Annotated in this window: 29 protein-coding genes and 1 riboswitch; of the genes, 25 read left to right on the top strand and 4 right to left on the bottom strand. The window is 39.8% G+C overall.

The genetic code is table 11. From position 1 onward, the window contains the following. Window positions 1-28 precede the first annotated feature (28 nt). Together JOC76_RS11375 and JOC76_RS11370 are read left to right on the top strand one after the other, a co-directional pair. Window positions 29-886 carry a DODA-type extradiol aromatic ring-opening family dioxygenase gene (locus JOC76_RS11375; RefSeq protein WP_205177727.1) on the top strand — a complete coding sequence of 286 codons (858 nt, stop codon included), beginning with the start codon at window positions 29-31 and terminating at the stop codon, window positions 884-886. A 129-nt stretch (window positions 887-1,015) separates the two neighbouring features. Then, window positions 1,016-1,582 (top strand): DNA-3-methyladenine glycosylase I, encoded by a 567-nt coding sequence (locus tag JOC76_RS11370; protein WP_205177726.1) that lies wholly within the window; start codon window positions 1,016-1,018, stop codon window positions 1,580-1,582. A 49-nt stretch (window positions 1,583-1,631) separates the two neighbouring features. On the opposite strand, the gene JOC76_RS11365 is transcribed toward JOC76_RS11370, so the two are convergent. Beyond that, window positions 1,632-1,793: a hypothetical protein gene (locus JOC76_RS11365; protein WP_205177725.1), complete on the bottom strand. Its 162-nt coding sequence runs from the start codon at window positions 1,791-1,793 to the stop codon at window positions 1,632-1,634. Between the two features lie 260 nt (window positions 1,794-2,053). Here JOC76_RS11365 and JOC76_RS11360 point away from each other — a divergent pair, with 260 nt between their 5' ends. From JOC76_RS11360 to JOC76_RS11350, 3 genes are all read left to right on the top strand, one after another. Then, window positions 2,054-2,707 carry a TetR/AcrR family transcriptional regulator gene (locus tag JOC76_RS11360; RefSeq protein ID WP_205177724.1) on the top strand — a complete coding sequence of 218 codons (654 nt, stop codon included), beginning with the start codon at window positions 2,054-2,056 and terminating at the stop codon, window positions 2,705-2,707. Window positions 2,708-2,769: 62 nt separating this feature from the next. Then, on the top strand, window positions 2,770-3,267 hold the full coding sequence (locus JOC76_RS11355) for a CBS domain-containing protein (RefSeq protein WP_239557699.1): 498 nt from the start codon (window positions 2,770-2,772) through the stop codon (window positions 3,265-3,267). A gap of 53 nt (window positions 3,268-3,320) precedes the next feature. Then, the gene (locus tag JOC76_RS11350; protein ID WP_205177723.1) at window positions 3,321-3,668 is read left to right on the top strand and encodes a metal-sensitive transcriptional regulator; all 348 of its coding nucleotides are present in this window, start codon (window positions 3,321-3,323) and stop codon (window positions 3,666-3,668) included. Between the two features lie 200 nt (window positions 3,669-3,868). On the opposite strand, the gene JOC76_RS11345 is transcribed toward JOC76_RS11350, so the two are convergent. Together JOC76_RS11345 and JOC76_RS11340 are read right to left on the bottom strand one after the other, a co-directional pair. Continuing rightward, entirely contained in the window at window positions 3,869-4,273 is a 405-nt protein-coding gene (locus JOC76_RS11345) for a VOC family protein (protein ID WP_205177722.1), read from the bottom strand. A 143-nt stretch (window positions 4,274-4,416) separates the two neighbouring features. Continuing rightward, window positions 4,417-5,691 (bottom strand): MFS transporter, encoded by a 1,275-nt coding sequence (locus tag JOC76_RS11340; RefSeq protein ID WP_205177721.1) that lies wholly within the window; start codon window positions 5,689-5,691, stop codon window positions 4,417-4,419. A gap of 248 nt (window positions 5,692-5,939) precedes the next feature. Between JOC76_RS11340 and JOC76_RS11335 the strand changes: the two genes are divergently transcribed. The 3 genes from JOC76_RS11335 (at window position 5,940) to JOC76_RS11325 (ending at window position 8,692) form a co-directional block, all read left to right on the top strand. Further along, window positions 5,940-6,854, top strand: coding sequence for an alpha/beta hydrolase (locus JOC76_RS11335; protein WP_205177720.1), 915 nt, complete (start codon window positions 5,940-5,942; stop codon window positions 6,852-6,854). Between the two features lie 174 nt (window positions 6,855-7,028). After that, window positions 7,029-7,523: a flavodoxin domain-containing protein gene (locus tag JOC76_RS11330; RefSeq protein WP_205177719.1), complete on the top strand. Its 495-nt coding sequence runs from the start codon at window positions 7,029-7,031 to the stop codon at window positions 7,521-7,523. A gap of 140 nt (window positions 7,524-7,663) precedes the next feature. After that, window positions 7,664-8,692 carry an ATP-grasp domain-containing protein gene (locus JOC76_RS11325; protein WP_205177718.1) on the top strand — a complete coding sequence of 343 codons (1,029 nt, stop codon included), beginning with the start codon at window positions 7,664-7,666 and terminating at the stop codon, window positions 8,690-8,692. 51 nt (window positions 8,693-8,743) lie between these two features. Here JOC76_RS11325 and JOC76_RS11320 read toward each other — a convergent pair whose 3' ends face one another. Beyond that, entirely contained in the window at window positions 8,744-9,118 is a 375-nt protein-coding gene (locus JOC76_RS11320) for a nucleotide excision repair endonuclease (RefSeq protein WP_205177717.1), read from the bottom strand. Between the two features lie 268 nt (window positions 9,119-9,386). Between JOC76_RS11320 and JOC76_RS11315 the strand changes: the two genes are divergently transcribed. The 17 genes from JOC76_RS11315 (at window position 9,387) to tenA (ending at window position 20,896) form a co-directional block, all read left to right on the top strand. Beyond that, a complete protein-coding gene (locus tag JOC76_RS11315; RefSeq protein ID WP_205177716.1) occupies window positions 9,387-9,968 on the top strand; it encodes a TerD family protein in 582 nt (193 codons plus the stop codon). Window positions 9,969-10,220: 252 nt separating this feature from the next. Further along, window positions 10,221-10,616, top strand: coding sequence for a hypothetical protein (locus JOC76_RS11310; RefSeq protein WP_205177715.1), 396 nt, complete (start codon window positions 10,221-10,223; stop codon window positions 10,614-10,616). 273 nt (window positions 10,617-10,889) lie between these two features. Next, on the top strand, window positions 10,890-11,150 hold the full coding sequence (gene gvpJ, locus JOC76_RS11305; RefSeq protein WP_205177714.1) for a gas vesicle protein GvpJ: 261 nt from the start codon (window positions 10,890-10,892) through the stop codon (window positions 11,148-11,150). A gap of 83 nt (window positions 11,151-11,233) precedes the next feature. After that, window positions 11,234-12,136: a gas vesicle protein GvpN gene (gene gvpN, locus JOC76_RS11300; RefSeq protein WP_205177713.1), complete on the top strand. Its 903-nt coding sequence runs from the start codon at window positions 11,234-11,236 to the stop codon at window positions 12,134-12,136. Continuing rightward, complete coding sequence (locus tag JOC76_RS11295) at window positions 12,133-12,891, top strand: GvpL/GvpF family gas vesicle protein (protein WP_205177712.1); 759 nt, start codon at window positions 12,133-12,135, stop codon at window positions 12,889-12,891. The genes gvpN and JOC76_RS11295 overlap by 4 nt, the downstream gene beginning before the upstream one ends. Beyond that, window positions 12,888-13,121, top strand: a complete 234-nt coding sequence (locus JOC76_RS11290) for a gas vesicle protein GvpG (protein ID WP_205177711.1) — start codon at window positions 12,888-12,890, stop codon at window positions 13,119-13,121. Before JOC76_RS11295 ends, JOC76_RS11290 begins: the two co-directional genes overlap by 4 nt. A 26-nt stretch (window positions 13,122-13,147) precedes the next feature. Next, window positions 13,148-13,978, top strand: a complete 831-nt coding sequence (locus JOC76_RS11285; protein ID WP_205177710.1) for a GvpL/GvpF family gas vesicle protein — start codon at window positions 13,148-13,150, stop codon at window positions 13,976-13,978. Continuing rightward, window positions 13,978-14,217, top strand: a complete 240-nt coding sequence (locus tag JOC76_RS11280) for a gas vesicle protein (RefSeq protein ID WP_205177709.1) — start codon at window positions 13,978-13,980, stop codon at window positions 14,215-14,217. Before JOC76_RS11285 ends, JOC76_RS11280 begins: the two co-directional genes overlap by 1 nt. Next, complete coding sequence (locus JOC76_RS11275) at window positions 14,189-14,452, top strand: gas vesicle protein K (RefSeq protein ID WP_205177708.1); 264 nt, start codon at window positions 14,189-14,191, stop codon at window positions 14,450-14,452. The genes JOC76_RS11280 and JOC76_RS11275 overlap by 29 nt, the downstream gene beginning before the upstream one ends. A gap of 15 nt (window positions 14,453-14,467) precedes the next feature. Continuing rightward, entirely contained in the window at window positions 14,468-14,905 is a 438-nt protein-coding gene (locus tag JOC76_RS11270) for a gas vesicle protein (protein ID WP_205177707.1), read from the top strand. A 231-nt stretch (window positions 14,906-15,136) separates the two neighbouring features. After that, window positions 15,137-15,376, top strand: a complete 240-nt coding sequence (locus JOC76_RS11265) for a glutaredoxin family protein (RefSeq protein WP_205177706.1) — start codon at window positions 15,137-15,139, stop codon at window positions 15,374-15,376. 65 nt (window positions 15,377-15,441) lie between these two features. Beyond that, window positions 15,442-15,551: riboswitch (TPP riboswitch) on the top strand. Window positions 15,552-15,884: 333 nt separating this feature from the next. Continuing rightward, the gene (gene thiM, locus JOC76_RS11260) at window positions 15,885-16,691 is read left to right on the top strand and encodes a hydroxyethylthiazole kinase (RefSeq protein ID WP_205177705.1); all 807 of its coding nucleotides are present in this window, start codon (window positions 15,885-15,887) and stop codon (window positions 16,689-16,691) included. A gap of 14 nt (window positions 16,692-16,705) precedes the next feature. Then, window positions 16,706-17,503 (top strand): bifunctional hydroxymethylpyrimidine kinase/phosphomethylpyrimidine kinase, encoded by a 798-nt coding sequence (thiD, locus tag JOC76_RS11255; protein WP_205177704.1) that lies wholly within the window; start codon window positions 16,706-16,708, stop codon window positions 17,501-17,503. Between the two features lie 199 nt (window positions 17,504-17,702). Next, on the top strand, window positions 17,703-18,410 hold the full coding sequence (gene thiE / locus JOC76_RS11250) for a thiamine phosphate synthase (protein WP_205177703.1): 708 nt from the start codon (window positions 17,703-17,705) through the stop codon (window positions 18,408-18,410). Continuing rightward, window positions 18,403-18,918, top strand: coding sequence for an energy coupling factor transporter S component ThiW (gene thiW / locus JOC76_RS11245; RefSeq protein WP_205177702.1), 516 nt, complete (start codon window positions 18,403-18,405; stop codon window positions 18,916-18,918). The genes thiE and thiW overlap by 8 nt, the downstream gene beginning before the upstream one ends. Before the next feature lie 18 nt (window positions 18,919-18,936). Next, on the top strand, window positions 18,937-20,214 hold the full coding sequence (locus tag JOC76_RS11240; protein WP_205177701.1) for an acetylornithine deacetylase: 1,278 nt from the start codon (window positions 18,937-18,939) through the stop codon (window positions 20,212-20,214). A gap of 10 nt (window positions 20,215-20,224) precedes the next feature. Beyond that, window positions 20,225-20,896 carry a thiaminase II gene (gene tenA, locus JOC76_RS11235; RefSeq protein WP_205177700.1) on the top strand — a complete coding sequence of 224 codons (672 nt, stop codon included), beginning with the start codon at window positions 20,225-20,227 and terminating at the stop codon, window positions 20,894-20,896. Window positions 20,897-20,899: the final 3 nt, after the last annotated feature.

Here is a 20,899-nt window from a genome sequence, read left to right as displayed (position 1 = left end):
AGAATGATAAAAATTCCAGGAGGGTATTATGACGATTGAGTTTAGTTTGATAGCTCCCCATGTTCCTAGCATGTGTCATGAAGATCAAGTGCCGAATTTTCAACAAGATATGGCTGCAGCCATGAAGATGATTGTAGCCAAACAAATCGAGGAAATTAACCCTGATGTGATTGTTTTAGTCTCATGTCATTGGCCATCGACTTTTTTCCATTATGTAGATTGTACACCTGTTCATAAAGGCATACTGACAGCATTTGAAGCACCTGACTTAATTAAGGACGTTCCTTACAACTTCCCGGGAGATGAAGAACTAGCCAACCAACTGGTCAAGGCAGGGGAGGAGGCAGGTCTTCAAGTTCAAGGAGTGAATGATCCTTATTATCTGTGGGATTATGGAAGTGTTGTACCATTACGCTACTTAAATCCAGATGAAAAAATTCCAGTTATTAATTTATCGGTTACTTTGGCAGCAAGTATCGAAGAAACGTATAAATGGGGTCAAGTAATCGCCAAAGTTTTACAGGAAACCGATAAAAAAGTCGTCTTTGTTTCAAGCGGTGCCTTATCTCATAATTTGGTGAGAGGCAGACATAACAAGCCAACCGTAACCGAACATGCGATGGATAAGCAATTCCTTGAATTTGTGATGAGTAAAAATTTTCAGGCAGCCTATGATATGCTACCTGAATACGCAAGAATGGCAAGAGTTGAATCAGGCGGCCGCCATCTCGCCATGCTATTAAGTATGCTGGACAAAGATTGTAAACCAACGTTTTATGCTGACGGGCAATCTTCAGGCAGCTGGAACGTCTTGATTACCTTTAGTAAAGTTACTCTACCTGAGAGCGAGTTGGCAGCAGAGAACGAATACGTGCAAAATAACTAATAGAACATTTAAAATCATGCCTGAGATGGACCAAACTCAGGCTTTTTTAATGCAACCATAAACCCGATACTTTTTTTAAAGGATCTATGTCATACTATATATGACCTTAAGTGTATAGGAGAAAACGTCATGAACGAATTAGAAAAAAGATGCGGTTGGGTTAATCAGGATCCACTTTATATCGATTACCATGACCATGAATGGGGGGTAGCGGTATATGATGACCGTTTGCTCTTTGAATATCTAAATTTAGAAGGGGCGCAAGCGGGATTAAGCTGGTACACAATTTTAAAAAAACGGGAGAATTACCGAAAAGCGTTTGATCATTTTGAACCTGAGAAAATAATCCAATACGAAGAAAATAAGATTAACGAACTGTTGCAAAATGTAGGAATCGTCCGGAATAAATTGAAAATAAATGCGGTTATTACAAATGCAAAAGCATTTTTAAAGGTTGTAGAAGAATTCGGATCGTTCCAGGGTTATATTTGGTCCTTTGTAGATGGAAAACCGATTCAAAATCATTTCAAGGAAATGAGTGAAGTCCCGGCAACAAGCGATATTAGCGATCGGCTAAGCAAGGATCTTAAGAAGCGGGGGTTTAAATTTGTCGGCTCCACCATTTGTTATGCTTTTATGCAAGCTGTGGGGATGGTTAATGATCATATCACGACCTGTAAATGTTACAAGCACTAAAATTCTAACAAGGAAGGCCCATCACAAAAGTGACGGGCCCTTTATCATATTACTTGGTTGGTTTTTCATTAAAAAAATCTGAAGCTGGAACTGGAATGACTTTTCCGCCTATTTGAACATGAACGGTTTCGTTGAATATGGCTTTGACAATTCCCTTTAATGAAATAGTGGAATTTACAGATATTTTTTTGGATTCAGATTGATTTGCCAAATTAATCAACACCTTCCGATTATAGTAAAACTAAAATAGTTTTAAAAATTAAAATATGATTAAAGAATACTATAAATTATTCGCATTAAAACCATAAATTCCTGCTTAGTGAAATAACTTTTCAAGTATTTATTTATTCAAGTTCGATCATAATGTGAACTATAGTTCAAGTATTACATAGACAGCTAAATGTGTCAATTTTAACATGAACTGTGGTTCAATTTATTGGTTCGTGTTATGATAAATTTAGAGGTGAGAACATGTCGGATGATGAAAAACTTGTAGGTGAATTTCCTTTTTTGCCCAAACAGGACCGTGCTCAGAAAAAAAGAAATGCCTTATTAGAAAGCGGATATGCGTTGTTTCAAGCAAAGGGTTATGAACAGACAACTGCGAAAGAAATCGCTGCTCATGCGGGGGTTGCCACGGGAACCTTTTATCGTTATTTTTCCGATAAACGCCAGCTGCTGATGTCCTTGCTTGAGGATAAAATTGAGTCTTTTCTTCCACCTGAAATAAGCTGGGTTACTAATGATCCTGTTTCATCATTGGCGTCTTCCTTAGAAAGCCATTATAACCGAATTCATGAATTTGGGCTTCGACGTGTATTGCCAGAGTTGTTATTAAAGGATCCAGAGCTTGTTGGTGTCCTTAAAAATGCTAGAACCAGGATTCATGCAAGGATTTATTCTGGATTAGAGAAAGCAAGAGAAAAAGGGTACGTCTGGAATGATTTAGATTTAGATACGGTATCATGGGCGATTATGGTAATCGTGGAGAATGGACTTGATCAAACTGGCCATGCAGAGAAAAAGTGTACCTGTCTGGAGATTGCCAAGCTGGTATGCCGAATGGTTTACCCGCCTTCCATATTAGAGAAATGGCGTGGAAACACATTGGAAACTTTAGAATAAATGCTATCCAACGAATAATGGAATTTATTATATTCATTAAATCCTGATTATAGAACCATTTGATGAAGAAATTTTTTAGAAAAAGCGGTGAGATGATGAAGGTAAGAGATTTTATGGTGTGGGATGTTATTTCAGTATGGCCTGAGAATACAATTAAAGAAGTCATGTCCATTTTTGTGGAAAAGAAAATCGGCGGTGTGCCGATTATGAAAAAAGATGGGACTTTAATCGGGATGGTAACGGATGGTGATATTTTGCGCGCTCTTAAACCATTAGATCGTCGTATCCATGATTATTTTAGTTTTATGACATATATCGCGGTAGAGGATCGGGATATCCATTTAGATGAAATCATTAATAGGGAAATTATCAAGATTGCTAAAACACATGGCATAGTCACCGTTGGACCTGACGATGAAATGGAAACCGTCATTAATATCTTAGCCAAGCACCACTTTAAAAAACTCCCTGTAGTTAACGGGGTAAATCGTGTGATTGGTGTTATTAGCCGTGGAGATGTTATTCGAAACATCCAGCAAACAATTGTGGAAAGCATGTAGATACTATACGGTGGTATGATATAATTAGTCCAAAAAGGAGGCGTATTTATTTAATGTCTCATAACGAAGAACTGGATCAAGAGTTAACGAGTGATTCTTGCTGTGAAAATGAGGGAAACCAGCGGAAAAGTCATCATCCAGATAAGGTTAAAAACAATCTAGTTACTAGGTTAAACCGTATTGAAGGGCAAGTTCGCGGGATTAAAGGACTAATTGAAAAAGATACGTATTGTGATGATGTGATAAATCAGATTGCGGCAACACAATCAGCCTTAAACAGTGTTGCGAGAATATTGCTGGAAGGACATATGAAAAGCTGTGTAGTTGAGAGAATCCAAGAAGGCGATTTTGAGGTCCTCGATGAAGTACTTGTAACGATTCAAAAATTAATGAAAAAATGAGGATAAGAAGCACCCAGGTAAAATACCTGGGTGCTTTTTCTTGAAAAAATAAGAAATTATAAATTCGGACTTTGTGAATTGTCCAGCTCCAGCGCCTAGCCCCTCGAGGTCACAAGCCAAGCCGTCCAAAAGGTTAAAAGGCAACCTTTCAGCCGGCTTGTCTTGTGCTGGTCGGGGCTGATCAAGGCGCTTCCTCTTTTCTAGTTTACGGTAAACATCCAAGTTACTCCATATTTGTCCTGTACGGAACCATGCAGTTTGGAGAAGAAGGTTGGCTGAAGATCCATATAAACTGACCCGCCATCTTTCAGCACTTCCCATGCTTTAAAAGCACGTTCCTCAGAATCAAGTTCTACACTGATGGACACTTTTGGACTGCCTTGTTGATTACGGCTTCCATCTGAACCATAAATATAGCCAGTTTCTGTTAATTTCAGTTGGGCATGTAACACGAGGTCCTTATCGCTTTCAGCAACCGGAAATTCAGGGTTAGGTGGCATATCGCCATATTTCTGAATGGACACCATTTCACCGTCAAAGGCCTTTTGATACATTTTAAAAGCTTCATCACATTCTCTGTTAAACATTAAATAAGGTCTAATCATTTTCAAATGCTCCTTAAATTTTATTCTGATAAGCTAGAATCATTGCTGATATATTCATTATAACCGAACGTTAGTTCTGTAATCAATCAAAATAAAAAAAAGTGCCAATTTATTTATGACTGGCACTGGAGAATTATTTTCAGCTAGTGTGACAAAGAATTGGATGTTGGGATAGGCTCTTTTTCTGGTACTTTCAAAAGCAAAACTCCACCAATGATAAATAGAATGACCAAGCTAAACACACCACTATTGGTATTCCTGGTAATTTGTGAGGTAACGCCCATTAAAGAGGGACCTAGGATGGAGGCGAATTTGTAAAAAATACTATAAAAGCCAAAAAACTCATTTACACTATCCTTTGGGACCAGCTTAGCAAAGTAGGAACGGCTTAGTGCCTGTATTCCTCCCTGTGAGGAGGCGACAAGCATGGCGAGGATCCAGAAATCTAATGCTGTTTTTAAAAAATAAGCATAGATACAAATGACGATATAGACAAAAATCCCCACTATCAGCATTTTTTTGCCCTTAAAGCGATCTGCCAGTTTACCATATAAAACCGAAAACGGCGCGGCCACCACTTGAGTCGCAAATAAAATGATTAATAGAGTAGTGGAGGAAATCCCGATATCCGACCCATAAGTGGTAGACATCGTAATGATTGTATTGACTCCATCAATATAAAAGAAATAGGCAAATAAGAATAAAAAGAGTGGACGATAAAGCCTGATCTTTTTAAAGGTATGAACAAGTTGGCGAAACCCGGTGGCAACTGGGTTTGGTACACGTTCCTTGTAATATACCTGCTTGACATTTTTTAGCATAGGGATCGTAAATAACCCCCACCATAGGGCAGTGATAGCAAAGGCAAACTGACTGGCAACTGTAACAGTAAGCGGGAGTATACCTTGCTGTGATAAAAGAATGAGAGCGATGCCGATAATAAACGGGATGGTACTGCCGATGTAGCCCATGGCAAAGCCTTTGGAGGAAACTTGATTCATCCGGTCTTCGGTCGTTACATCAACCAAGAAGGCATCATAAAAAATATTGGTACCTCCAAAGCCAATGACGGTAACCATGTAACAGATTAAGAGAATGAGCCATTGATTACTTGGCACAACAGCGAGTAACAAGGTGAAAATAATTCCAAGGGCTAAAAAAAAGGTGAAGAATCGTTTTTTGAAGCCTTTGAAATCGGCGATAGTTCCTAAAATTGGAGCACAAAGAGAAATTAACAGAGTGGCAAACGAATTAGTATAACCCCAGTAGGCTGTGGAAGTGGAGGCGGCAAGTCCGGCTTGTTTGGCCGCTGCTTTAAAATACAAAGGAAAGATTGCAGTTGTAATCAGGATGGAATAGGCAGAATTTGCCCAATCATAAAATACCCAGCTTTTTTCTTGTTTTGATAAAGGACCCAAGTCATTTCCCCCTTTCAAGTTAACAACTTTCCCGAGGCACTGGCAGAATCAGCGGTTTGTTCAACTTCCTCTTCCTTGATGGATATTTTTTTAGAACACCTCCTATTAACCTAATTGTACTATAGGCAGGTTGAATTGTTATAGAATATTTACAAAATTTTAGAAATGAATAAAGGTCATTCTAATAGTTCGTCTTTTTTTAGTATAATAAAATTAACAGAAGTTGGCTGAAAAGGTGGAATTTAACCATGTCAAGTTTTCAAAGTTATTTTTTTGAAAAAGCAATTAAGCTTTCAGTGAAAAAGGCGGTGAAAAAAGGAATAAGGGAAAGAGGGATTGAGGAGAAGCGGGAGATGCTGGATATGGCTGCCAGTAAGATGGGCAAGCTACCGAAAAATTGTCAGGTTGTTCCCCTCCAATTGGATGGATTATATGCAGAGTGGCTCGCGACTGGTACCACTTTGCCAGGAAAAGTGGTTCTTTATCTTCACGGTGGTGGTTATGCCCTTTGCTCAGCCAACACTCACCGACCGCTCGCTGCGAGGATCGGGAAAGCAGCTGGTGTGAATGTACTGTTCCCTGAATATCGATTGGCTCCTGAACATCCTTTCCCAGCCGCCATTGAAGACGCGGTTAATGTATACCGTTGGCTGTTAAAGCAAGGGTACACTGAAAATGATATTATTTTCGCAGGAGATTCTGCAGGAGGAGGTTTGTGTTTGGCCACCGCACTCGTGTTGAGGGATCAAAATGAGCCGCTGCCGGCTGGAATTGTGTGTCTTTCACCATGGGTAGATTTAACCAGCAGCGGGGAAAGCTATCAAAAAAACAGGGAAATCGATCCGTATTTAAGTGTAAAGGCAGTAATGGAAGCAGCACGGATGTATGCAGGTACGGAGTCACTTGACCACCCATTGATATCGCCTATTTTTGCAGACCTTACCGGATTACCGCCACTTTTCATTCAATCGGGGACTCATGAAATATTACAAAGTGACGCGTCAATGCTTGCCGCCAAAGCGAAGGATGCAAATGTTAACGTGTCGATTAAGGTATGGGACGGAATGTGGCATGTTTGGCAAATTAGTGGGGATTTATTGCCGGAAGCTAAGAAGGCCACTAGAGAAATCGGCCAATTTATCAAACAGATTTTTAAAACGTGAAGGCAGAACTTTGGCCTTCACGTTATTTGGTGTTAGGCACCATTGTACTAATATTGCCAATATTTACACCTGTTTTTAGGGTTTTAGGAATTATAATGAAATTAGTATATTCGCACCTTGGTTGGAGAATGTCAGAACGGCTGAATTCTATTAATATAGAAAGGATTGTTGATCATGAAATCTTTAATTGTTTATTGCTCATCCCATGGGACTACTGAAAAGGTCGTTGGGGTATTAAATGAAAAGCTTACAGGAGAAGTGGTTTCAGTAGATTTAAATCACGATAAAAGCATCGTTGATTTAAAAGAGTTTGATACGGTGATTATAGGTGGGTCGATTCATGCCGGCATGATTCAACGAAGAATAAAAAGATTTATTCAAGCCCACCATGAAGAACTATTAGGAAAGGAATTAGGTCTTTTTCTTGTTTGTATGCGTGAGGGAGAAATGGCTGTTGAACAATTTAATAATGCTTTTCCTCAAGATTTACGCAAGAATGCGGTTGCCCTCGGCTTATTTGGAGGAGAATTCCTCGTTTCCAAAATAAATTTTTTTGAAAGACAAGTTGTCAAAAAGGTGGATGGCATTACATCCGACCAATCCAGGTTAGATTTGGAAGCGATTTCGGAGTTTGCTTTACGATTTAATCATTTAAAGATCAACGCTTAAGTGCATGAATAATATATAATAAAGGCCCTGAACGTTTCCTATTTTGTGGAAGCGTTTTTTTTTTGGAAAACATTATTATAAAATTTAACATTCCTGTCCATAATGGAAAAGTCAATTTTTTAAAGTAAGAGAGGTTTACAATGAAGATTTGGTTTAATCGATGGTTTACGACTGTATCCCATTATATGGACATGATCAGAGATAATGAAGACCATCGCAAGTTTACGATTTATGGCACAAGTCCTAATAAAGATGCACTGTATCTACAAAATTGTGATTATGCTTTTGTCGAACCTGACGTTTCAGGGGATGAGTATATAGAATTTTGTCTGGATTTTTGCCAAAAGCACGGGATTGATATTTTTATTCCACGGAAAGAAAATGTTCTCATATCGAAGCGGTTGGCGGAATTTGAGGCATTGGGAGTTAAGGTCCTTGTTTGTCCTGATGCCGCCCTTATGGAAACACTGGATAATAAGGCAGCTGCATATCAAACGTTAATCAGTGGAGAACCGATTTTTACAATTCCGGACTATCATATTGTCAATAATATTGATGATTTTAAAAAGGCTTATAGTGGCTTGAAGGAAAAAGGGCATACGGTTTGTTTTAAGCCCGCCGTTGGCGAAGGTGCACAAGGTTTTCGCGTAATTAAGGAAGAGATGGAGTCCATTCATCATCTATTCCATAGTGGCGGAGGCTATCGAATTTCCTATAACCATGCCTGTGAAATTTTAGGACAACAGGAGACGTTTCCTGATTTAATGGTGCTGGAGTATCTAGAGGGAAGAGAGTACAGTATTGATTGCCTGGCATCGTCAGACCGATTGTATGCGGCGATTCCTCGAATGAAAGGGGATGGACGTGTTAGGGAGTTGGTAGAAAGTGCTGAGCTGATTGATCTAGCCCACAAGTTTCACCGGCTCTACAAATTGCCATATGTATTTAATATCCAGGTGAAATATACTGATAGTGTCCCGAAACTCCTTGAAATTAACCCGCGGATGAGCGGCGGACTGCATTTCAGCTGTCTTTCCGGGATTAATTTTCCGTATATGGCGATTAAGATCTTATTAGGTGAAGAAATTGGACACTTTAGACCCCAATTTGGGATAAGGGCTAGTCATATTGAGAAAGAAATGATATTAAAATATGGTGATATCAGTTAAAGAAAAAGAGCAGGTTCTTCATTAACGAAGTAAAAACCTGCTCTTATCTTATTATTTATAGAAAACTTTTTCGATATTGTATTTAGCTTGTAATGTATTAATGATGTACGTTTCGTAGATTTCTCTTTCCATTGGTTCATCCACCACGATGACAGCAATTTTATAAACATCATCACGATGTGCCTTAATGGGTGAAACAGTATCTTCAAAATGGCGCTTTACCCGAGGACGGAGTTTTCTAGCTTTTCCAACAAATAATAACTCGTCTTTGTTGTTAAAAAATAAGATTATGCCGCCTTTGTCGCGAGGTATCTTATTATAATTGGTAAAACCATAGACACTGCTTAAGGGTGATTCTACTTTTTCACCAACTTGCCTGCTTTTTGTAATAACGACATCTGGGTTTGGTATTTCAATTTTTATCATAAAATGCTTCGCTCCCTGCAAAAAAATAACCGGCTTCAACTTGCCAAGATTTCATTATAGCATATCTTGCCATATTAGGTTTAACATTTCTTAATGTAACCAATTTTTCTCAAAATGAAACTGATTAATGGCTGTGAAGTGTTTTATGAGTTAAAAGTAGTAAAATGGGTATTATTTTTGTAGAATAAAGGAAGGTATTGGAACTTATTCTAGGGTTCTAATGTTCCGCGAAAGTAATTTAATATGTAATGGAAAGGGTGTTGTTAGAATGGCAATTTCATTATCGAAAGGTCAAAAAATTGATTTAACCAAAACCAATCCTGGTTTATCGAAGGTTATTATTGGTTTGGGCTGGGATACGAACCGTTATGATGGCGGAAACGATTTCGATTTAGATGCCAGTATTTTTTTGTTAAATGCAAATGGAAAGTGTTCTTCTGAGAAGGATTTTGTATTTTATAATCAGCTTGAAGGCGGTAATGGTTCCGTTGTACATACAGGTGATAATCGGACGGGCGCAGGGGACGGCGACGATGAGCAGGTGAAGGTTGATTTAGCGGCAGTTCCAGCGCAAGTAGAACGAATTTCATTTGTCATTACGATTCATGATGCCGAAGCAAGAGGGCAAAATTTTGGCCAGGTTTCGAATGCCTTCTGCCGTGTGGTAAATGAAGAAACAAATCAAGAGCTTATTCGTTATGATTTAGGAGAGGATTTCTCAATCGAGACGGCCATTATTGTAGGTGAGTTATACCGCCACAATGGCGAATGGAAATTCTCAGCGGTTGGCTCCGGCTACCAAGGCGGTCTTGCGCGTATTGCTACCGACTTCGGTCTTAACGTAGGATAAAAGTGAGAAAACCCGGTTGGTTTGTCTAGCTAGGTCGAATCGTAATAACAAAAGGACAAGGAGAAAATATGTCTCCTTGTCCTTTTGTATTTCTAAGGTAATTTTTTTTTGAAATATTGAAATTATTACTGATAAAAACTTTAGGTAATCAAGAATCGATAAAATAAGCGTTTATTTCAAAGATAATAGTCATCGCAAATTCTATATGGTATGTTTAAATGGTCAATGAATTAGCAGTAGAGGAGATACTAGATGAAATTTTTGCTTAGGACACAAATAGTTGCCTTATTGATAACTTTTTGTTGGATTGTGTATTTGATTGTGTTAGCTTTCTTAGATCAGCCAGACAGGGCCTTGCGGTATATTAATACCTTTGTGTTTGGATTGGCGCTTCTTTTAGCCGTTATTTATTTTGTCATATCAAGGTACCTGCTGGGGAGAAAATGGTCAGCCTTCATTCCTGTTCTCATTCCGTATTTATTTTTATATAAACCAATCTTCGAGGGAGTATTATTGAAATTAACGAATGAATATTATGGAAGTACAATCAAATTCCTGTCTATCTCAACAGGCACCGTTCATCTCCTAGCCGCTATGATTGGAATAGGTTTTGGAATTTTCTTCACAAGGCCGCAAATGAAACACTAGAATAGCAAAAGGCTACACCTCGTATTGTATAAGAGGTGTAGCCTTTTTATTTGAATATTGATTATACGTGCAACAGTTAAATGTACACAGGGAATGGACAGTGTCCTTTATTGGTGTCAGGCACCAATAACAAATTATTGAAAGTGAATAACTTGTCTAGTCCAATTTATGCCATGGTTTCATATAATAAAGTACTTCGTTTATATGAATAAGTATTGCTGTTAAAGATGTGGTTGGTCTGCTTTGGCAGCGGTTATGAGAGGAGGGGATTTAATGGCTGCTATTCAAAAAAGTGTAGACTCCTCGAGCTTAGCGGAAGTTATCGACCGTATTCTAGATAAGGGTGTAGTTATTGATTTGTGGGCTCGTGTTTCATTAGTGGGAATTGAACTATTGACAATTGATGCACGTATTGTTATCGCAAGTGTGGATACTTGGTTAAAATACGCCAAAGCAGTTGGTCTTCTAAAACACCATGACCATGACCACGATCACCATCATGGAGAAGAAGCAGGGTTAGAGGCTGCGCTTTAAATAGTTTCTTAAGGAGGAGCCAAGGCAGAACTGTTGCCTTGGCTTCTTGTATGATAATAACCTAACAAAAGGAGGAAAGAAAATTGAACCAGTCAAGGATAGTGAATCAAACAGAAGGCTTTGTCAAAACAGCTTTTTTTGAGGATATCATTAAAAGGTCACTTCAATATTTAAAGGCTGGATATCCGGTCCATTTTGTTGGTCCCTCTGGTGTTGGAAAAACCAGTCTCGCCGAACATATCGCTGCACTATTAAACAGACCCATGACGATTATCCGTGGGCACCATGAGTTATCCAATCATGATTTAATTGGTCATTATGCTGGTTTTTCTAAGAAAGAAGTAATCGATAATTATATCCATTCGGTTTATAAAACAGAACAAGAGGTAAAACCAAATTGGGTTCCTGGTCAATTGATAGAGGCTGTAAAAAAAGGACATGTCGTTATTTATGATGAATTTTCACGTTCACGCCCAGAAACGAATAATATATTTTTATCACTCTTAGAGGAAAACGTGCTTCCTATCTACGGAAAGGGAAAGGAATCATTTATTAAATGTCATCCGGATTTCACGGTTATTTTTACAAGTAATCCAGATGAATATGCAGGTACCTATCATACACAGGATGCACTTTTGGACCGATTAGTCACCATTCATGTGGATTATTGTGATCAAGAAACAGAAATCGAAATTATCCGCCAAAAAACATCCATCAACCTGCAACAAGCAAAGGAAATCGTCAGGCTTGTTTCTACGTTAAGGCACCAAGGAAAGGGAATTTGCCCTAGTCTAAGGGCGTCTCTAATGATCGCAACTGTTGCCAAAAAGGCTAATATCCCCATTGTTCCGATGAATAAACAATATCAGACCCTGTGCCTGGATGTATTAACACGGCCGGCCAAACAAATTTTTCCAGAATTGAGTCGGAATGAAATAGAGGAGTTAATTGTTAAAGAATTAATAGGAAAGGAAGAACACCATTGAGTCGACATAGTGGTCTGTATGTTTTTTGTGTCATCCCTGAAAAACAACAAAAGCGATTTGGCAAGGTCACCATGAACGGTGTAGAAAATGAAATTTATACGATCCATCACCAAAATACTGCTCTGGTAGTAACAAAAGTAACGGACGAAGTATTACCTAATCGGAATAATCTATTGGCTCATCAGCAGACCATCTCAAAAGTCATGCAACAATACACAATCATCCCCATGAGTTTTGGTAATGTCTTTCATTCCGAGCAAGACGCTCTGCTTGTGGCGCAATATCTGAATCCTGAATTCGAAAAACTCTTTTTAGAATTAGACAACAAAATGGAGGTAGGATTAAAGGTCGTTGTAAAACAGGAATGGCTTGATCAATTAATAAACCAGGACGCAGTGTTAGGAGAATGGAAAACGGGAAAAAAAGATCTCTCCAATCCGGCTAATTTTTATGATCAAATTCATTTAGGGGAACGTGCACAAAATCTTGTTTTGGGAATAGAACACAGAGTGGAAGAAGAAATATATCGTCCACTTTTAGAGCTGGCTGATGCAGGCAAACAAAATAATACAATACCGGGTAAAGTGCTATTAAATGCCGCCTTTTTAATTGATCGGAAGGTGGAAGAAGGATTTGATCAAAAGGTAAATGAGTTATATGAACTTTGGAAGGAAAAAGCTGAATTTAAGTATTCTGGTCCATGGCCAGCTTATAACTTTGTTAATATTCGCTTACGGATAGAAGGGAAACTATGATTCACAAATTATTTACATTGCCAATCCGTTCCTTATTCAAACTGGGGGAAAAAATTCAAGAGGAGGTAGATCAAGAACTGTACCATTTACCATATATACAACAACAATTGATTGAACTGCATATGATGTATGAACTGGGCGAATTGGATGACGAAACGTATGAAGAACATGAACAGGAACTGCTGCGGAGATATAAGATAGCCAAAGATCGGGAACAAAATCTGGAATAGAGAATGCTTTTTTAGGAGGAGACAATATGGCTTCTACAGGAGCTGCAACGGATTTTTTATATTTGTATGGAGTCATTTTAGCAGAGGAACTTCAGACGAAAAAGGTTCCTTCTATAATGGGGATCGACGGGAAAGCCGTCACGGACGTATTTTACAAAAGGATAGCCGCTTGCTATACCCCTGTAAATGCCCAAACCTTCTCACAACAACAAGTTGAATTACAGTTAAAGGATCCAGACTGGTTAAAAGATAAAGCCTTTCATCACCACGAAATTATCTCTGAAATTCATAAGAATTTTACCATTCTACCGATGTCCTTTTGCACTGTTTTTCAAAAGATGGAAAATTTGGAAGCCATTCTTAAAAATCAATATAATGAAATTTTAGAAAAACTGCACAGTCTGAAGGACCAACAAGAGTGGAATCTCAAAATTTATTATAATACTGAAAAAATCCTAAATTATATTAATCTTCATAACCCTACTGTATTGGACTTAAAAGAAAAAATGATAACCATGCCTAAAGGGAAGCAATTTATCATGAAGAAAAAGCTTGAGCAGTTGATATCCTCACAAGTTGAACTCGAGCAATCCAAATGGTGGCAGGAAATAAGTGATGAATTAGCTTCCTATATAACAACTGCAAATCTACGGAAAATTTGGGGCAGAGAAGTGACCGAACGAAAAGATGAAATGATGGTAAACTGCGACTTCCTGATTGCTAAAGAGACAGCAAACCTATTCCTTCATAAAATGAAAGATTTGGAAAAGAATTATGCGAAAATTGGCTGCAGCTTTCAGCTAACGGGACCATGGCCTCCTTATCATTTTTCAAAAATGGGGAAGGAGACCTTGTAATGGAGCAATATCAACTCCTTGAAAATAAAGAAATGACTCTTTTGGATCTGTTGGATGGAATTATTGATACGGGCGTTGTCGTTAGTGGGGAAATACTCATTTCCATTGCCAATATAGATTTAATTGTCGTTGATTTAAAGCTGTTAATTTCTTCGATAGAAAGTGCGTTTGGAGAGTATGAGAGCAAGAATCGCAGGGAGGCAATCAACCATGGAACGATTACCGCTGGAATCAGGTAATGTCGAGCAAGGGTTAGCGAAACTAGTTCTAACTATAATTGAACTACTACGCCAGTTAATGGAACGGCAGGCAATGCGGAGAGTGGAAAATGATTCATTGACAGACGAACAATTAGAGGAATTAGGGTTAACGTTAATGCGGCTCGAAGAAAAAATGACAGAATTAAAGATCATCTTTGGTTTAGAGAATGAAGAACTGAATATTGAACTTGGACCGCTTGGGAAACTTCTGTGAGAGGAGAGAAGGGATATGGCCATTCAACATCCATCCAATTCATCAAATTTACTCGAAGTGTTAGAAAAGATCTTAGACAAGGGCGTGGTGATTGCAGGGGATATTAAAATATCGTTAGCCGATGTCGATTTACTAACGATTAAGATAAGGCTGCTTGTAGCCTCTGTTGACAAGGCAAGAGAAATAGGGATGGACTGGTGGGAACATGATCCTTATTATTCTTCCAAAGGCAGCATTGCACAAAAAGAGAATGCTGTATTACTTGAAAGAATCAATCGGTTAGAACAACTAGTCGAAGCGAAAGCATTGCCACTAGAAGGGGAGGGAAGGAGTGCTTTTATTGCGCCTGTTAGTGAACCTGATTCACCCCAAGAGGTAGATAATAATTTATTTACCACTATTAAGAAGAGTTTTGAAAAACGGTTAGCACAAAATGATGATGAACCTTGGTAAAAATTTTAAACAAGCATTTAATTATATCACAAAAATATTAAAATAGTCTTCCTGATTATTTTAAAAATCTTCCATTTAGCCATCTTAAATTTCCTCACTTTCCGACACGAAATCACGAGAATTGTCTGTTCATGCGCTTTCCCGAGGAATAAATGTGTATCGCTTTTGGATTTTTTCTATAGGTGATACGATAGATGCAAAACAGATTTTTTTAATATGAAGGAGAATTACATGAAGAATACCGTTATTGTCTACACCACCAATGATTGTATCGAATGTACAATGGTCAAAAGGGTACTAACAGAAGAAGGAATTGCCTTTGAAGCAAGAGATATTTCCCAAAACCCAGCTTACCAGAAAGAAGTCGAAAAATACGGCTTCTTAGGAGTTCCGGTCACAGTCCTTGGAGATAAAGCTGTGAAGGGCTTTACCAATGACCTTAAGGAAATCATTGAATTAGCTAAAAATTAATTTGGCAAAGAATATTCTTTACATGATAGAAAAATAGGGTTAAGATGAGGGTAATTTAATAATTATAGATCTACTAGGGGTGCCCTGTGTTTCAGGCTGAGAGGAAGCATTTAGTTTTTAACCCTTTGGACCTGATCTGGGTAATACCAGCGTAGGAAAGTAGTTAATTAGATATGTTTGAGTTGCTTTCAAAACCAGGTCCTTGCGTATGGATCTGGTTTTTTATTTTTCAAAAAGGCTGTGTTAAAATTGAATGTTGATTTCCGCTGCAGGCGCTCAGCAAACCCGCGGGCGTGCCGGGGAGCCTCCTCGACGCTGAAAGCGTCTGCGGGGTCGCCCCTGTCCCGTACTCCCGCAGGACATTGAAATTCTTCCTCGAATCCGCCCACGCACGAAGAAAATGCGATAGCATTTTCGAGGAGTCGAGCTTATCCGTTCCAATCAACATTGTTATAAAATCAACCATTACCTTTAACAAAGCCTTAAAAAAAGAAAAGGGGATAGTATTTTGGAGACAAACTATGTATATGAAACATTACAAAAGGTAAGAGAAGTGAGTCCGCTTGTACATAATATTACAAACGTCGTGGTAACGAATTTTACTGCCAATGGCTTGCTTGCTTTGGGGGCATCGCCTGTCATGGCCTATGCGAGCGAGGAAGTGGCCGATATGGCAAAAATAGCTAGCGCGCTTGTGTTGAACATTGGAACATTAAATGCCCAAAACGTGTATAGCATGATTATCGCAGGGAAAGCGGCAAATGAATTCGGAGTACCGGTCATCTTTGATCCAGTTGGTGCTGGGGCTACGCCATATCGAACTGAAACAGCCCATAAAATCATGAAAGAAGTCAAAGTTTCTGTAGTCCGTGGAAATGCGGCTGAAATCGCCAATGTGGTTGGTGAAAAATGGGAAATCAAAGGTGTGGATGCAGGTGCCGGTAATGGAAACACGGTTGAGCTTGCAATCAAAGCGGCGAAAGCGAGCGGCAGTGTCGTCGTCATCACAGGTAAAGAGGATATTGTCTCCGATGGTGAAACAACTTATGTTGTTTCAGGTGGGCATCCGATTTTAACAAAGGTAACCGGTACTGGTTGTTTATTAACCTCGGTGATTGGTGCTTTTGCAGGGGTAGAAAAGAATGTGCTCAAAGCTACAACGGCTGCGTTAGCCTATTACGGGATTGCGGCAGAAAAGGCGGCTCAGAGAACTGCAGAAGCTGGACCTGGCAGTTTCCAAATTGAGTTTTTAAATCAATTAGCCCTCGTATCAGAAGTAGATCTTAAGGCTAATGTATCTATAAAGGAAATTTAGTGGAGGTTTGTAAGATGAATAGAGCTTTAACGATCGCCGGTTCAGATAGCGGCGGCGGGGCAGGAATCCAAGCTGACATCAAGACGTTTCAGGAACTAGAGGTGTTTGGAATGTCTGTCATAACAGCGGTCACTGCACAAAATACACTAGGTGTTCATGGTGTATATCCGATGACACCGGAAGCTGTTGTTAAACAAATTCAAGCGATTGGTGAGGATATCGGTACGGATGCTTTAAAAACAGGGATGCTGTTTAGTTCAGATATTATTGAAGCAGTAGCTGAGCAAATTCGCAAATACAACTGGAAAAATCTCGTTGTAGACCCCGTTATGATTGCCAAAGGCGGTGCCTCACTCCTGCTGCAAGAAGCGGTTTTTGCAATGAAAACTCACCTTTTACCGCTTGCGAAGCTGATTACACCGAATATACCAGAGGCAGAGGTTCTGACTGGTATGACAATAATCAGCCTTGAGGATAAAAAGGAAGCTGCTAGGAAGTTGTGCGCTCTTGGTGTGGAAGCGGTAGTCATTAAAGGTGGTCATGATGAAGATGATGCTGCATCGACAGATTTACTTTATGATGGTTCAGAATTTTATACCTTTACGAACAATCGTATCCCAACGAAAAATACCCATGGGACCGGATGTACCTTTTCAGCAGCGCTAACAGCAGAGCTTGCAAAAGGAGCAACGGTCTACGATGCTGTGTTGACAGCAAAGGAATTTATCCAGGCTGCCATTGAGGATGGCATTGAAATCGGCCATGGTCATGGACCAACAAACCATGGGGCTTTAAGGAAAAGAAGAAGATAAGAAAACAAAGAGAAGTTTCTTAATAGAAAGCTGTGTTAAAGAAAGGTAATTAATGTTTTTTTAACAATGTTGATTGGAACGGATAAGCTCGACTCCTCGAAAATGCTGTCGCATTTCCTTCGTGCGTGGGCAGAATCAAAGATTCAATGCCCTGCACGCCCGCGGGTTTGCTGAGCGCCTGTAGCGGAAATCAACATCCATGTTTAAAACAGCCTATAAAAAAGTTTTGATAAAGGGGTTTCAAGACGTGAATGAATTAAGAGAGGCTTTAAAGGTTTATTTTATCATGGGCAGTCCCAACTGCCTTAAAAGTCCTGCCGAAGTATTAAAAGAAGCTATCGCCGGTGGGGTTACCTTTTTTCAATTCCGTGAAAAAGGGAAAAATGCATTAACGGGAACGGACAAATACGATTTGGGCAAACAATTGCAAAACATCTGTAAAGAAAACCAAATTCCCTTCATCGTCAACGATGACATTGAGCTGGCGATTGCGCTAGATGCAGACGGAGTACATATTGGGCAAGAGGATGAACCAGTAAGCGAGGTCCGGAAAAAGATTGGCAATAAAATTCTCGGAGTTTCTGTTCATTCCCCAGAAGAGGCAGAGACCGCTCTGAACGGAGGAGCCGATTATTATGGCATTGGTCCAATCTACCCTACTAGCACAAAAGATGACGCTAAACCAGTGCGGGGAACAGAATTAATCGAAATCTTACGCCAACAAGGCAACACGATGCCGATCGTCGGAATCGGAGGCATAACAAGTGAAAATGCCGCCGAAGTCATCAAGGCTGGAGCCGATGGTGTCTCTGTCATTACCGCCATCAGCCATGCAGACTCACCATTCGATGCAGCAAAGGCATTAAAAAATAATGTGGAGAATGGGAGGGCGCTAGAACATGAGTAAAACGTATAAGCTGACACTAACGGCGATGATGATAGCGATGGGTACGATTACAAGTAACATGGTAGCCATTCCGATTGGTTTTACAAAGGTATTTCCTATGCAGCATTTTTTTAACGTGTTATCGGCTGTTTTATTAGGTCCCTATTACGCGGTTGCCCAGGCCTTTTGTATTTCGCTTATCCGAAATCTTATGGGAACAGGATCCATTTTTGCCTTTCCGGGCAGTATGGTCGGAGCTTTGCTAGCATCACTCTTATTTTTAAAAACAAAAAAGATTTACTTAGCATTTGCAGGTGAAGTTATTGGGACGGGTGTCCTTGGTGCATTGCTATCCTATCCAATTGCTACGTTGATTTTAGGACAAAAAGCAACATTATTTGGATTTATCCCGTTATTCATTTTCAGCTCTTTTGCGGGTGCACTATTAGGATTTGTTGTATTAGTTATCTTCTTAAGAAAGAAAGTAGTAACAGTGGACGAAAACAAATCTCCAGCTATTAAAAATTAGATTGGTGGAGTGAGAAACATGAACGAGGAACTAATGGAAAAAATGACAAGTGAAGTGGAAGCAAGAAAAGACGAATTGCTTGACCTGTTATCCCAGCTGGTTGCCTTTCCAACTGTCAGCCCTCCTGCCCGTAATACCAACAGTGTTCAGGATTTTATTAAGACCTATTTAGAAAATTTAGGATTTACCACGGATATGTGGGATGTCTATCCAGGGGATCCTAATGTGGTCGGAATTTTACGCGGGGATTCTTCAGAGCATTTTAATAGCTTAATCGTAAATGGACATGTGGATGTTGCCGAAGTGGGAGACGATAAAGAATGGCTGACACCGCCATTTGAAACGGTCATTAGGGACGGTCACATCGTTGGACGGGGTGTTGCGGACATGAAGGGCGGTATTGCTGCATCTCTTTTCGCTATAAAGCTGTTAAAAGAACTTGGTATTACCTTAAAAGGCGATCTGCAATTTCAATCCGTTATTGGGGAAGAAGTAGGGGAAGCTGGGACACAGGCCTGTGTCGAGCGGGGCTACAGTGCAGACTATGCGGTAGTCGTTGATACCAGTGATTTACATATTCAAGGACAAGGCGGCGTCATAACCGGCTGGATCACCATTCAAAGTAAAGAAACTCATCACGATGGGATCCGCCGAAAAATGATTCATGCCGGCGGCGGGATCAAAGGGGCCAGTGCGATTGAAAAAATGATGAAAATTATCGCTGGACTTCAGGAATTAGAACGCCACTGGGCTGTCACCAAAAGCTATGAAGGATTCCCACCAGGCACGAATACGATTAATCCTGCTGTTATTGAGGGAGGAAGGCATGCGGCGTTTGTGGCCGATCGCTGTGCATTATGGGTAACGGTTCATTTTTATCCAAATGAAGATTATGAAGAAGTGATAAATGAAATTGAGCAGCACATTTATGCTGTTGCCGCCGCAGATCCATGGCTAAAGGACAATCCGCCAGAGTTTGTTTGGGGTGGCAAATCGATGATTGTCGATCGCGGTGAGATTTTTCCATCCTTAGAAATCGATCAGGAACACCCAGCAACCCAACTTTTAACCAGCTCATTTGAAAAAATGACAGAGCAAAAGGCAAATGTGGGAATGTCCACTACTGTCACCGATGCAGGCTGGCTCGGCCGTGCGGGGATTCCGACTGCCATTTTTGGACCTGGAAAGTTAGAAGATGCGCATGCCGTTAATGAAAAGTTGGACATACAGCAGCTGTTAGATTTTACAAAGGTAATCGCTATTTTTATTGCTGAGTGGTGCAACACGAAGAGATAGGAGGACCAGCATGAAATTTTCTCAGCGACTTTTTCAAAAAGTAAGTGATATATGGGAGAAAACCCATCAGCATCCATTTGTAGTCGGAATGGGAAAAGGCGACTTGCCGGTTGAGTCGTTTATTCGCTACATGAAACAGGATTACGTGTTCTTAATCGATTATTCCAAACTGTTTGCGTTTGGAGCGGTAAAAGCAAGAGACATCGAGACAATGGCTAGCTTTGCCAAACTTCTTCATGAGACCTTGCATGGGGAAATGGACTTACATCGTCAATATGCTGAAAGGTTTGAGATTACCCACGAGCAGCTAGAAGAGACGAAGCCGACGCCAATAAATTTAGCTTATACCCGATATATGTTAAATGTGGCACAAAATGGTTCATTGGAAGAATTAATTTCCGCTTTATTGCCGTGTATGTGGAGCTATTGGGAGATTGGCAAGATGCTAGCAGCTAACTATCAAGGTGCTAGTGAGCACTATCTCTATGGTGAATGGGTTAACATGTACTCTTCCCTAGAGTTTGGGGCTCTTGCTGAGTGGCTCATTGATTTATTAGATCAATTAACAGAAGGTAAGCCGGAATGGGAATTAGCCATTTTAGAAGAACACTTCTTAACAACCTCCCGTTTTGAATATATGTTTTGGGATATGGTCTACCTGGGGGGCGAGTGGCCTGTCTAATTC

The sequence above is a fragment of the Neobacillus cucumis genome (assembly GCF_016908975.1).
Taxonomy (GTDB): Bacteria; Bacillota; Bacilli; order Bacillales; family Cytobacillaceae; genus Neobacillus; species Neobacillus cucumis.
The sequence above is the reverse complement of the archived record's forward strand: the minus strand, read 5'-3'. Positions and strand labels throughout refer to the sequence as shown.